Origin of the sequence: Achromobacter kerstersii (genome assembly GCF_902859595.1) — a bacterium.
GTDB lineage: Bacteria > Pseudomonadota > Gammaproteobacteria > Burkholderiales > Burkholderiaceae_B > Achromobacter > Achromobacter kerstersii.
Genome location: NZ_CADIJQ010000005.1, coordinates 31,508 through 43,673, shown reverse-complemented (window position 1 = coordinate 43,673; position 12,166 = coordinate 31,508). Strand labels below are relative to the sequence as shown.

Here is a 12,166-nt window from a genome sequence, read left to right as displayed (position 1 = left end):
CTCTAGGCGGTCAGCCGCGTGGCATTTCCATTTATCACTCGCCTTCCCCGGCTGGCGCGCCGCACGGCGCTGTGCATCGCCGCGATGTTTGCCGCACTGCCCGCGCACGCGGCGCATATCGTGGTGGACACCGGCCACACGCCCGCTCGCCCCGGCGCTACCGGCGCGAGCGGGCGGGTTGAGTATCTGTACAACCTGGACATCAGCAACCGCGTGGCGATGGCGTTGCGCGTCATGGGCGACCGTGTGACGCAAGTGGCCGCCGATGGCGCCGAGATAGATCTGGGCAAGCGCTCAAGGATCGCGCCGCGCGCGGATTTTTTTGTCTCGATTCACCACGATTCCATGCAGCAGTGGCTGATCGATGCGGGCCGTCAGCGCGAGTTCTCGGGCTACGCCGTCTTCGTGTCATCGCGCAATCCCCGATACGAGCAGAGCGTGCGATGCGCCCGGGCAATTGGCGAACAGCTGCTGGCCGCGGGCGAGAAGCCGTCGCTGTATCACGCGGACCCGATCGTGGGCGAAAGCCGGCCCGTGATTGACGCCCGGCTTGGCGTGCAGCGCTTCGATAACCTGGCGGTGCTGAAGACCGCGCCGATGGCCGGTGTGCTGGTCGAGGTGGGGGTGATTGTGAACCCGGACGAAGAGCGCCGCCTGGCCCGGCCCGAGGTCATTGACCGGCTGGCGCGTGCGATTGCCGATGGCGCGCACGCTTGCCAGCAGCCGTAGGCAGTCAGGAGGCGGCTTGGTGCGCCACGTCTTCCGATGGCGCTGCGGGCTTGATACGCAGCAACAGGAAGCCAATCAAGCCAGAGGCCAGTGAACCCGCCAGCACGCCGATCTTCGTGGCGTCAACGTTCGCGGCATCGGTAAAGGCCAGCGCACCGATGAACAGACTCATCGTGAAGCCGATGCCGCACAGCAAGGCGATGCCGTACAGCTGCGTGAACGTGGCATGGCGTGGCAGGCTGGCGACGCCGGCTTTGATGGCCAGCCACGCGAAACCGAACACGCCCAGCTGCTTGCCCAGGAACAGGCCCAACGCCACACCCATCGGCACAGGCTGCGCCAGGCTGGCCAGGCCCATCCCGGCAAACGACACGCCCGCGTTGGCGAAGCCGAAGATCGGCACGATCAGCAAGGCGACCGGCTTGTGCAACGCGTGCTCCAGATCATGCAAGGGGGAATGGGCGCCGGGCTTGCCGGCATTGCGCGGGCTCAGCGGGATGGTCAGCGCCAGCGCCACGCCGGCAAGCGTTGCATGCACGCCGGATTTCAGTACGAAGTACCACAGCACAGCGCCGATCAGCAGATACGGGGTCAGGCGTGTGACGCCCGCGCGGTTCAGGCAGAACAGGCAGACCAGCAGCGCGCCCGCCATGGCCAGCGCCACCACCTTGAGCTGCGCGGTATAGAACAGCGCGATGATGATGATGGCGCCCAGGTCATCCAGGATGGCCAGCGCGGTCAGGAAGATTTTCAGCGATGTCGGCACGCGGCTGCCCAGCAGCGCCAGGATGCCAAGCGCGAACGCGATATCGGTGGCGGCGGGAATGGCCCAGCCGCGCAGCGTTTCAGGGCTGCCGATGTTGATCAGCACGTAGATCAAGGCGGGCGCGACCATGCCGCCCAGCGCAGCGATACCCGGCAAGACGATGCGCGAGACGCCACGCAACTGGCCGTCCAGCACTTCGCGCTTGATTTCCAACCCGACCAGCAGGAAGAACACGGCCATCAGGCCATCATTGATCCAGTGCAGCACCGTCTCGCGCAGCACGATGGGGCCCGCCTGGAAACCCAGTTTGCTACCCAGCACATCAAAGTAGAGCGGCGCTGCCGGACTGTTGGCGATGATCAACGCGGCCAGCGCGGCCGCCATGAGCACGTAGCCGCCGAGCGCCTCGGAGCGCAGAAAGGCCTGAAGAAATGAGGGGCGAGGGTGCGGGGTTACCACGTGGGTCAAAGGAAATTCCTGGATTCGGGTTGCGAAAAATAGAGCTGAATTTTACCTGAACGATAGGAAAATTCCGGGCATTGTCGGCGAAATGCGTGCCATTTTGCTGTCATCCTGAGGCCCGCTGATGGAGAGCCGGCTGTGGCCGGAAGCGGGTTTTCGAGCAGGGTGTTGCTGCGTCGGGTGGTCTGAGCAGCCGATCATCACGAGATGTATGGCGACGGGGAATATTAATGACCCGCAATGCCTACAAGAATAAGAAAGTTCTCGAACATTTTGCGCCTCGGGCGGAATGCAATAACGCCTTGTTATGAGTGCGATGCGATGCCCTTCCTGCCTTCCCTTTCCGTTTTAACTCACACGCTTTCGACCGCCAGCGCCATACCTCGCTTGGTGGACATCGGGTTGTCGTTGACGCCACCCGCTGACGCCGCGTCAAACGGGGTCTATCAACTTACGCGCCTGGTACCCAGCGCGCGGGTGCAGACGTGGCGCCGCGACGGCGCAGAGTTTTCGATGTCGCCGATGGGCGCTATCCGCGTCTGGCAAAAGCAACGCTTGGTTGCGTCGGAATGCGTCCATGATCGTCAGGCGCACGGCGCGGCGCCGCTGAACCCGGAAGACTACGCCTACCTTGAAGCCTTCCTGCTCCTTGAGGGGCGCGCGTGGAATGATCTCCATCCGGTGCAGGCCAAGGGGCATGACGATGCGTAATTCCCCTGCGCCGCGCGGCGCCCGGGCCACCGGCGGCCTGCGCATCCTGCACACCGAGGCCGCCACGTCGTTTGGGGGTCAGGAGTTCTGCATCTACAAAGAGATGATCGCCATGCGCAAGCGCGGCCATCATCTGGAACTGGTCTGCCAGCCGGGGGCGGAATTGGGCGATCGTCTGGCGCAAGCCGGTTTCACCGTGCACCACACCGTGATGGACGGCCCCTTCAATTTCTTGCGCAGCGTCGCGGTTATCCACCGCCTGCTGCGGCGCGAACGCTTTGATGTGCTCAACACCCACAGCCGTCGCGATACCGTGCTGGCGGCATTGGCCGCCCGGCTGGCCGGCACGCCGCTGATCGTGCGCACGCGCCATTTGGCCAACCCCATCCGTTCCCTCTATGCCTATACGTGGCTGGCGCATCGGGTCATTGCCGTCAGCCGGTTCGTGCGCAAGCAGCTGCTGGATGGCGGTGCGCGGCCCGGGTCCGTCGCCACCATTCATTCCCCGGTGGAGTTGCCGCAGTTGCGCGAAGGCGCTTGCGTGCGGCGCGAATTGGGTTTGCCGGACGACGCTCTCGTGGTGGGTTGCGTCGCCGTGATGCGGGCCGACAAGGGCCATGCTGATCTTATCGACGCCTTCCTGCATGTATCCGCCCGCTTCCCGTCGGCGCACCTGGTGTTGGTGGGCGACGGCATGCCGGTGCTGAGCCAATTGCACGCGCTGGTGGCAACCCTGGGCCTGGCGTCGCGGGTGCATTTCCTGGGGCGGCGGGACGACATTGCCAATGTGCTGAAGGCCTTTGACGTGTTCGCGTTGCCGACTCACCGCGAGGCCCTGGGCACCGTGTTCATCGAAGCCGCGGCAATGGGCGTGCCGGTGGTGGGTACGGCCGTGGGCGGCGTGCCTGAAACCATGGTGGAAGGGGTGACCGGCCTGCTGGTGCCGCCGCACAATCCCGCCGCGCTGGCCAGCGCATTGGACAGGCTGCTGGCCGACCCCGATCTGCGCCGCCGAATGGGAGATGCCGGCCGTCACCTGATCTGTGGCCTGGGGCTGTTCACCGCCGAACGCGCGGCGGATCAGGTCGAGCGTGCATACACGCACTGGCTAGCCGAACGGGGGCGGCCCCGTCGCGCCGCGCTCAGTGCATGAGCAGCGCGTTCATCGCCTCAACGATCCGGTTGCGATAGCGCGGCAGCAGCGCTTGCGTGCGCGCCTGGCGTTCCGCCCAATCCGCCGGTTCGGCGCCGGCCGCCACGCGCGGCGCGGCCCAGATCGGATCAGGAAAGTGGCGGTCGCCGCGCCAGCGCGGGATCACGTGCCAGTGCAGATGCGGCACCATGTTTCCCAACGACGCCAGGTTGATCTTGTCCGGCGTCAAGATGGATTGCTGCGCCTCTTCGACGGCGTACACGGCCCGCATCAGCAGGTCTCGCCCATGCGTGGACAGGCTTGTCATCTCGGCCAGATGGCCGTTCCAGATCACGCGGGTGAAGCCGGGATAGTCGGCGTCGTCTACCTCGATCACGCGCAGATGCGGCCCGCGCCACAGCACGGTGCCGCCGTCTTCCTGGCACAGCGGACAGTTCGGGTCGCGAGCGCTCACGCCATCACCTTGCGGTATTGGAGGAAGCCTGAGCGGTCTGCAATGCGGTCGTAAAGCTGCATGGCCGCGGCATTGGTTTCATGGGTCAGCCAATACACACGCGCGGCGTTGGCGGCGGCGGCTTCGGCGTACACGTGTTCGATCAGCTTGCGGCCTGCGCCCGTGCCACGCACGTCGGGGTCCACGTACAGGTCTTGCAGGTAGCAGTAATCGCCCGCGGTCCAGGTAGAACGGTGGAAGATCCAGTGCACCATGCCGATGGCGCGTCCGTTTTCATACGCCAGCGCTGCGTGCATGGGTTCGGCGGGGTCCAGGAAGCGGGCCCAGGTGTTGCGGGTTACGGCGTCATCGATGTTGACGCGGTAGAACTCCTGGTAGCCCTTCCACAGCGGCAGCCAGACGTCGAAGTCGGCGGCGACGATGGGGCGGATTTCAGCGGTACTCATGGCGCAAAGCCTCCTGGCGGATGCGGATCAGGGGAGAGGAATTCAGAGCTTTTCTTCCATGGCTTCGACGATGTGTCGCAGCACTTGCAGACGAGCGTAACGCTTGTCGTTGGCGGACACCAGATGCCAGGGCGCGTGGCCCACATCCGTGCGCGTCAGCATCTCGTTGGCCGCCGCCGCATAGTCTTTCCATTTCTCGCGGTTGCGCCAATCGTCAGGCGTGATCTTGAAATTCTTGAAGGGCGATTTCTCGCGCTCTTGAAAGCGCTCGAGCTGCACGTCCGCCGTCACCGCCAGCCAGAACTTCAGTACCAGCGCGCCGCTTGCGGCCAGCTGTTGTTCGAAGTCATTGATCTCGGCATAGGCGCGGCGCCAATGGGCCGGCGTGATCAGCTTTTCCACCCGTTCGACCAGCACGCGGCCATACCAGGAGCGGTCAAAAATAGCGACGCGGCCATGGCGCGGCAAGTGCCGCCAGAAGCGCCACAGATAGGGCCGCGACAGCTCGTAGCTATTCGGTGCGGCAACCGGCGTGATGTCGTACTGGCGGGCGTCCAAGGCGTGCGTCACGCGGCGGATCGCGCCACCTTTGCCAGCGGCGTCCTGGCCTTCGAACACCAGAATCAGCGAACGCTCCTGGAAGGCTTTGGACCGCGCGGCGCGCGCCAGCCGGCCTTGCAGCAGGCCCAGCTCGGATTCGTAATCGTCCTTGTCGATCTTGGCGTCGTAATCCAGCTTGCCCAGGCGGTCGACGATGCGGGCCGGGCGGGAATGCGCCAGGAACGATTGGGGAATGCGCGGCACGCCACGCTGGCGCAGCGCGGTGAGCACCGCTTCGGCCGTGCGAACCGAACGCATGTTCTCGTCGGCGCTGGGAATCACCACCCAGGGCGCGTGGCCGCTGTCGGTATGATTCACGACGATCTGCCCGCCGTTGCGAATGCGCTCGTATTTCTTGTAGACCTTCAGGTCTACCGGGCTGACCTGCCACGAGGTCTCCGGGCTGGCCAGCAGACGCTGGGCGCGGTCCTTTTGCGCCTTGGCCGACAGGTGAAACCACAGCTTCACAATCTGCACGCCTTCGGCGGCCAGCATCGCTTCAAAGTGCCGGATGGCGGCGGAGTGCGCTTCGATATATTCCTGGTTGGGCTTCTTGCGCGCGGACTCGATGATCAACGGCGCGTACCACGAGCCGAACACGATGCCCGTGCTGCCCTTGGGCGGCAGATCTTTCCAGTAGCGCCAAAACGGGGGGCGTTCCTGCTCTTCTCCTTCGGGCGGCCCGTAGGCCAGCGTCTTGATGTGGCGCGGGTCCATCCATTCGTTCAGCAGATTGACGGTGGCGCCTTTGCCCGCGCCGTCTATCCCCGCCACCACCACCAACAGGGTTTTTTCCCGCTTCTCAAGGCGTTCGTATTGCGCGTTGAGCAGGGCGACGCGCAGCCGCTCCTCCAGCGGTTTGAATTCGTCCTTGGACAGGCTGGGGTCGGCTTCGGCTTCTGCGAACATGGGCAATCCGTCTGATCGGCAATCGGTTGATCGGGCGATCTTGCGGGATAAGTTTCAGGCGCGCAAGTGCATTGCGAGCCTATTGCGGCCCTAGAGTCCGTCGACGGGAATCTTCAGATAACGCACGCCGTTGTCTTCGGGCGGCGGAAAGTGGCCCGCGCGGATGTTGACCTGGATGGCGGGCAGGATCAGCGTGGGCATGGAGAGCGTGGCGTCGCGCTTGGTGCGCATGGCGACGAATTCCGCTTCGCTGATGCCGTCGCGCACGTGGATGTTGGCGTGGCGCTGCTCGGCCACCGTGGTTTGCCAATGCGCGTCGCGGCCATTGGGCGGGTAGTCGTGGCACATGAAGAGACGCGTGCCGCCGGGCAGGCCAAGCAGGCGTTGGATCGACCGGTACAGCTGGTGCGCATCGCCGCCGGGGAAGTCGCAGCGCGCCGTGCCGACATCCGGCATGAACATCGTGTCGCCCACGAAGGCGGCGTCGCCAATCAGGTAGGCCATGTCGGCAGGCGTATGGCCCGGCACGTGGATGGCCGTGGCGGTAAGCGTGCCGATCTTGAAGGTCTCGCCATCGGTGAACAGGCGGCCGAACTGTGAGCCGTCCAGTTGGAATTCGGGCTCCAGGTTGAAGACGCGTTTGAACACGCCTTGCACGGTGCGGATGCTCTGGCCGATGGCGATGACGCCGCCCAGCTGGCGCTGCAAGTACGGCGCGGCGGACAGGTGGTCGGCATGGGCGTGGGTTTCCAGCAGCCACTGAAGCGTCAGCCCCTGTGCGCGGACATACTCGGCCACCTGGTCGGCGCTGCCCGTGTGAGTGCGCCCGGACTTGGGGTCGTAGTCCAGCACCGAATCGATGATGGCGCAGGCGCTGCCGTCGTGCACCACATAGGTGACGGTGGCGGTGACCGGATCGAAAAACGCTTGGATGTGGGGATTCATGGTGGCCGCTGGGAACAATATATATTTTTAAATAATATTGTTTGATAGTTTATCCGTCAATATAATGAAAAATTACTAGCCCGCCGAACCTGCTTGCCATGAATGCCGCCCTGACCGATTGCGAACTTGCCGCCTTGCGTGAATCTGCTGCCCAAGCGTGCACGCTATTGAAAGCGCTGGCCAACGAAGACCGCCTGCTGCTGCTCTGCCAACTGGTGCAGGGGGAACGCAACGTGGGCGAACTGGAATCGCTGACCGGCATCCGCCAACCGACCTTGTCCCAGCAACTGGGCGTGCTGCGCGACGAAGGCCTGGTCACGACGCGCCGCGAGGGCAAGTACGTCTACTACCAGATGGCCAGCTTCGAAGTCAGCCAGGTCATGAAAACGCTTTCCAGTTTGTACTGCGGCCGCGCGATGGAGTCACTCTCATGAATATGGACTGGCCCGCTTTCACGCCTGCGGCAGCGACCGCGGGCGGTTTGCTCATCGGCGCCGCCGCCGTGATGCTGATGGCGGGCGCGGGCCGCATCGCCGGTATCAGCGGCATTCTGGGCGGCTTGCTGCCGATGCAACGAGACAGCGTGTGGCGGTTGGCGTTTTTGCTGGGGCTGTGCGCGGCGCCCTGGCTATACCAATTGGGGGCGGCGCTGCCCGCCATTGTGGTCCAGGCCAGCACCCCGCGTCTGATCGTGGCGGGCTTGCTGGTGGGCATCGGCACGCGCTACGCGTCGGGCTGCACCAGCGGACATGGCGTGTGTGGCTTGTCGCGCGGATCGCGCCGGTCGTTTGTTGCGACCGCGTTGTTCATGGCCGCGGGCTTCGCCATGGTCTACGCGACGCGGCATATGGTGGGAGGCTGACATGGTGGCGCTGATCGCTTTCGCATCGGGCTTGGTCTTCGGGCTGGGGTTGATCGTGTCCGGCATGGCCAACCCGGCCAAGGTGCTGGGCTTTCTGGATATCGCGGGCCAGTGGGACCCGTCGCTGGCCTTTGTGATGGGCGGCGCGGTGGTGATTACGGCAGCAGGCTTCGCCCTGCTGCGCCGCCGCCGTGTGAGCCTGTCGGGGGAACCGATGCGCTGGCCCAGCGCCACCGGCATCGACTTGCGCTTGGCGCTGGGCAGCGTGGCGTTTGGCGCAGGTTGGGGGTTGGCAGGCTTTTGCCCTGGGCCCGCGCTGGTGGCTGCCGCGGCCGGCGTGCAGGAAGCGCTGATCTTCGTGGCCGCGATGGTCGCCGGCATGGCGATCTTCTCGGCGCTTGAATTCCTCAGGCGCAAGTAGCGCCGCGCGCGCGCCGGCGTTACCGTGGGCGCCCGTCAAGGCCCGTCAAGGGGCGGCAGGGCGCGGCAGGGCGCGGCAGGGCGTGGCAGGCCGCGCGGCGCCTTGGCTCCGCCCGTCCCCGCCCTTTACTACTCTGCCCTTTCCTCTGCCCTTTATTCCGATGTCACTCGTACGTGCGCACGTCGTCAATAACCTTGCCGTCGTTCGGCAGGCCGTCGGCGTCCACCCATTCCACGTCAGCGCGCAGCTTCGTCACATCACGCACGGAATCGGCGATGCGCTTGGACAGCTCTTCGCCGCGCACGCGTGATTCCACTTTCAGCACCATGCGGTCCGATCCCGTGCTGCCGCTGATGACCAGCCGCGCGCGCAAAATTTCAGGATGCCTGCGCACCACGTCCGCCACTTGCGACGGGTGCACGAACATACCGCGCACCTTGGTGGTTTGATCCGCGCGGCCCATCCACCCCTTGATGCGCGTGTTGGTGCGGCCGCAAGGCGAGATGCCGGGCATCACCGCCGACAAGTCGCCCGTGCCGAAGCGCACCAGCGGATAGTCGGGGTTCAGCGTGGTGACGACAACTTCGCCGACTTCACCATCTGGCACCGGTTCGCCTGTGCCCGGGCGCACGATCTCGACGATGATGTCTTCGCCCAGCACCAGCCCTTGGCGCGCGGGGGTTTCGAACGCAATCATGCCCAGGTCGGCGCTGCCATACGCCTGATAGCCTTCGATGCCGCGCGCGGCCAGCCAGTCGCGCAGCGACGGCGGGAATGCTTCGCCCGACACCAGCGCGCGCCGCAGCGAATCCAGCTTCACGCCAAGCTCATCGGATTTCTCCAGGATGATCTTCAGGAAACTGGGCGTGCCGGTGTAGCCGCTGGGCGCCAGGTCTTGAATCGCGCGCACCTGTTGTTCGGTCTGGCCAGTGCCGCCCGGAAACACCGTGCAGCCCACCGCGTGCGCCGCCGTTTCCATCATGGAACCGGCGGGCGTGAAGTGATAGGAAAAGCAGTTGTAGGCGAGCTCGCCCGCGCGAAAACCCGCCGCGTACAAGGCGCGGGCAAAGCGCCAGTAATCGGCGCGCGAGCTTTCCGGTTCGTAGATGGGGCCGGGCGACGCAAACACCCGCATCGCTTCGCCCCAGCCGATGGCGGAAAATCCGCCGAACGTTTTGCCTGGCCCGGCGGGGGCGGCGGCATCGTCGCGGCTGTGCTGCTGGCGTTCCAGCAATTCGTGCTTGCGCAAAACGGGCAGGCGGGCCAGCGCCGCCCGCGACGTAATCGTGGCGGGATCAACGCCGCGCAACTGCTCGGCAATTGCCGGGGCGCGGGCCATCGCCCGGGTGATCGCGGCGGGCAAGGCGGCCATCAGCTCGCGCTCACGTTGCTCGGGCGCTCGCGTTTCCAGGACATCGAAAAACTCGGACATGGGATCGCACCCTCTCTCAAGCCAGCCAGCGTTTGCGGCGGCGATAGAACTTGTTGTCGCGGAAGCTCTTGCGCTCGCCGCTGGAAATACCCAGGTAGAACTCTTTCACGTCCTCGTTCTGAGCCAAGTCCGACGCCGCGCCGTCCATCATCACGCGCCCGTTCTCCAGGATGTAGCCGTAGTCGGCATAGCGCAGCGCGATGTTGGTGTTCTGTTCGGCCAGCAGGAAGCTCACGCGTTCGCGCTGGTTCAGGTCGCGCACGATTTCAAAAATTTCTTCCACGATCTGCGGGGCCAGGCCCATGGACGGTTCGTCCAGCAGGATCATGTTGGGGTTGGCCATCAGCGCGCGGCCGATCGCCGTCATCTGCTGCTCACCGCCCGACGTGTAGCCGGACTGACTGCCGCGGCGCTGTTTCAAGCGCGGGAAATATTGGTAGACGCGTTCCAGTGCGGCCGCGGTATCGCCCCGGCTGATGTTGCGCGTGTAGGCGCCGGTCAGCAGATTTTCTTCGATGGTCAGGTGCGCAAAACAATGCCGGCCTTCCATCACCTGCACGACGCCGCGCTTGACCAGTTCGGCCGGCGACAGCCGTTCGATGCGTTGGCCACGGTATTGGATGTGGCCTTTGGTGACGTCGCCGCGCTCGCCCTTGAGCAGGTTTGATATGGCGCGCAGCGTCGTGGTCTTGCCCGCGCCGTTGGCGCCCAGCAAGGCCACGATCTTGCCTTCCGGCACCTGCAGGGACACGCCCTTGAGCACCAGGATCACGTGGTTGTAGATCACCTCGATGCCATTCACGTCGAGCAGCACGTTCGGCGTGTCGACGGGAGAGGCAGCGAGGGTTGCAGCGGAAGATGCAGCGGTCATGACGATTCCTGCGGCGTGGTGGCGGCGGGCGCCCCGAAGGACGCCCGCCGCCGGTTCACATCAGTTCTCGCAAGTGCGGGGCGTGATGTTCTTTTCCTTGGCGTACTTGGCCGCGGCGTCCTTGACCATCGGGTCCAGGATGGTCTTGTCGGCCTGATACCAGTCGGATGCCACCTTGAACTTGGCGCCGTCCCACTGCACGATGCGAGCCCAGTCGTCGCCCTTGTGGTTGCTGCACGAGGTCTTGACCGGACGCATGATCTGGCCGAAGCCCAGCTTGTCCAGCTTTTCCTGCGTCAGGTTCAGGTTCTCGAAGCCCCAGCGCACTTGCTCAGGCGTCAACGCCTTGCCCTTGCCGAACTTCTCTTGCGCCGTGCGGATCGCTTCCACTTGCAGCATCGAAATCATCATGCCGCGCGTGTGGGCGATGGTGCCCAGCGTGTTCTTGGCCGTCTTGTCCGAACCCTGGCCCTTGTCGTAGACGAACTTCTTCAGGTCGTCATAGACCTTGTCGTGCTCGGCGCCGCTGTTGTGCACGGTGATGGCGTTGTAGCCCTTGGCGACATCGCCCAGGTCTTTGACGTCGCCTTCGGAGCCGGCCCACCAGATGGCGTACATCTTGTCGCGCGGGTAGCCGCTGGCCTGCGCTTCGCGGATGGCGGTGGGCGTCATGATGCCCGCGCTCCACAGCAGCACGTAGTTCGGGCGTGCCTGGCGGATTTGCAGCCAGGTGGATTTTTGCTCAACGCCCGGCGCGGTCACCGGATACAGCACCAGCTCGAAGCCTTCTTTGGCGGCGCGCTTTTGCAGCAGCGGAATCGGTTCCTTGCCGTACGGCGAGTCGTGATAGACAAGCGCAATCTTCTTGCCCTTCAACTTGTCCATCCCGCCTTCTTTCTTGGCGATGTCCTGGATCATCACGTCAGCGGCGGTCCAGTACGTGCCCAGCAGCGGGAAGTTCCACTCGAACACGCTGCCATCCACCGATTGCGACAGGCCGTAGCCCATCGTTTCGACGGGCACCTTGTCGACCATGGCCTTGTCGCTGACGGCGAACGTGATGCCGGTGGACTGGGTGTCAAAGCCCGACGCGCCCGTGCCCTTGCCCTTTAGGCGTTCATAGCATTCCACACCGCGGTCGGTGGCGTAGGCGGTTTCACATTCTTCGTACGTGATCTTCACGCCGTTCACGCCGCCATCGCGCTCATTGACGAGCTTCAGGTAGTCGAGCTTGCCATCGGCCCAGGGAATGCCCAGCGGCGCGAACGACCCGGTGCGATACACCAGCAACGGAACGAACTGCTCTTCGGCCGCCATTGCCGGCGTGGCCACGGCGCCGATGGCGCCGGCTGCGGCCACCAGGGCTGCCGCCAACTTCAGGTTAAGACGCTTCATCTCCATTTAC

At 64.7% G+C, this 12,166-nt stretch carries 14 protein-coding genes; 6 read left to right on the top strand and 8 right to left on the bottom strand.

The window, feature by feature from the left end; genetic code table 11:
- Positions 1 to 84 precede the first annotated feature (84 nt).
- Positions 85 to 729, top strand: a complete 645-nt coding sequence (locus tag HV765_RS15990; RefSeq protein ID WP_175170503.1) for an N-acetylmuramoyl-L-alanine amidase family protein — start codon at positions 85 to 87, stop codon at positions 727 to 729.
- Positions 730 to 733: 4 nt separating this feature from the next.
- Here the strand turns inward: HV765_RS15990 and nhaA are convergent, their stop codons facing one another.
- Positions 734 to 1,963: a Na+/H+ antiporter NhaA gene (nhaA, locus tag HV765_RS15985; protein ID WP_175170324.1), complete on the bottom strand. Its 1,230-nt coding sequence runs from the start codon at positions 1,961 to 1,963 to the stop codon at positions 734 to 736.
- Positions 1,964 to 2,278: 315 nt separating this feature from the next.
- Here nhaA and HV765_RS15980 point away from each other — a divergent pair, with 315 nt between their 5' ends.
- Both HV765_RS15980 and HV765_RS15975 read left to right on the top strand, forming a co-directional pair.
- Positions 2,279 to 2,668, top strand: coding sequence for a hydrogenase (locus tag HV765_RS15980; protein WP_175170323.1), 390 nt, complete (start codon positions 2,279 to 2,281; stop codon positions 2,666 to 2,668).
- The gene (locus HV765_RS15975; RefSeq protein ID WP_420840122.1) at positions 2,655 to 3,821 is read left to right on the top strand and encodes a glycosyltransferase; all 1,167 of its coding nucleotides are present in this window, start codon (positions 2,655 to 2,657) and stop codon (positions 3,819 to 3,821) included. Before HV765_RS15980 ends, HV765_RS15975 begins: the two co-directional genes overlap by 14 nt.
- Here HV765_RS15975 and HV765_RS15970 read toward each other — a convergent pair.
- The 4 genes from HV765_RS15970 to HV765_RS15955 all read right to left on the bottom strand — a co-directional run bounded on the left by HV765_RS15970 (position 3,811) and on the right by HV765_RS15955 (position 7,175).
- Complete coding sequence (locus tag HV765_RS15970) at positions 3,811 to 4,275, bottom strand: HIT family protein (RefSeq protein WP_175170321.1); 465 nt, start codon at positions 4,273 to 4,275, stop codon at positions 3,811 to 3,813. The genes HV765_RS15975 and HV765_RS15970 overlap by 11 nt on opposite strands.
- Positions 4,272 to 4,721 carry a GNAT family N-acetyltransferase gene (locus HV765_RS15965; protein ID WP_175170320.1) on the bottom strand — a complete coding sequence of 150 codons (450 nt, stop codon included), beginning with the start codon at positions 4,719 to 4,721 and terminating at the stop codon, positions 4,272 to 4,274. Before HV765_RS15965 ends, HV765_RS15970 begins: the two co-directional genes overlap by 4 nt.
- Before the next feature lie 42 nt (positions 4,722 to 4,763).
- Entirely contained in the window at positions 4,764 to 6,230 is a 1,467-nt protein-coding gene (gene pap / locus HV765_RS15960; protein WP_054420712.1) for a polyphosphate:AMP phosphotransferase, read from the bottom strand.
- 90 nt (positions 6,231 to 6,320) lie between these two features.
- Complete coding sequence (locus tag HV765_RS15955; RefSeq protein ID WP_175170319.1) at positions 6,321 to 7,175, bottom strand: MBL fold metallo-hydrolase; 855 nt, start codon at positions 7,173 to 7,175, stop codon at positions 6,321 to 6,323.
- A 98-nt stretch (positions 7,176 to 7,273) separates the two neighbouring features.
- Between HV765_RS15955 and HV765_RS15950 the strand changes: the two genes are divergently transcribed.
- The 3 genes from HV765_RS15950 to HV765_RS15940 are packed head-to-tail and all read left to right on the top strand — an operon-like array spanning position 7,274 to position 8,458.
- A complete protein-coding gene (locus tag HV765_RS15950) occupies positions 7,274 to 7,609 on the top strand; it encodes an ArsR/SmtB family transcription factor (RefSeq protein ID WP_054420711.1) in 336 nt (111 codons plus the stop codon).
- On the top strand, positions 7,606 to 8,037 hold the full coding sequence (locus tag HV765_RS15945; RefSeq protein ID WP_175170318.1) for a YeeE/YedE family protein: 432 nt from the start codon (positions 7,606 to 7,608) through the stop codon (positions 8,035 to 8,037). The genes HV765_RS15950 and HV765_RS15945 overlap by 4 nt, the downstream gene beginning before the upstream one ends.
- A 1-nt stretch (position 8,038) precedes the next feature.
- Positions 8,039 to 8,458: a DUF6691 family protein gene (locus HV765_RS15940; RefSeq protein ID WP_175170317.1), complete on the top strand. Its 420-nt coding sequence runs from the start codon at positions 8,039 to 8,041 to the stop codon at positions 8,456 to 8,458.
- Between the two features lie 163 nt (positions 8,459 to 8,621).
- On the opposite strand, the gene HV765_RS15935 is transcribed toward HV765_RS15940, so the two are convergent.
- From HV765_RS15935 to HV765_RS15925, 3 genes are read right to left on the bottom strand one after another with little or no spacing between them, the layout of a single operon-like run.
- Positions 8,622 to 9,890: a phenylacetate--CoA ligase family protein gene (locus HV765_RS15935; protein ID WP_175170316.1), complete on the bottom strand. Its 1,269-nt coding sequence runs from the start codon at positions 9,888 to 9,890 to the stop codon at positions 8,622 to 8,624.
- 16 nt (positions 9,891 to 9,906) lie between these two features.
- Positions 9,907 to 10,761, bottom strand: a complete 855-nt coding sequence (locus HV765_RS15930; protein WP_054420707.1) for an ABC transporter ATP-binding protein — start codon at positions 10,759 to 10,761, stop codon at positions 9,907 to 9,909.
- A gap of 60 nt (positions 10,762 to 10,821) precedes the next feature.
- The gene (locus HV765_RS15925) at positions 10,822 to 12,162 is read right to left on the bottom strand and encodes an ABC transporter substrate-binding protein (RefSeq protein WP_082386889.1); all 1,341 of its coding nucleotides are present in this window, start codon (positions 12,160 to 12,162) and stop codon (positions 10,822 to 10,824) included.
- Positions 12,163 to 12,166: the final 4 nt, after the last annotated feature.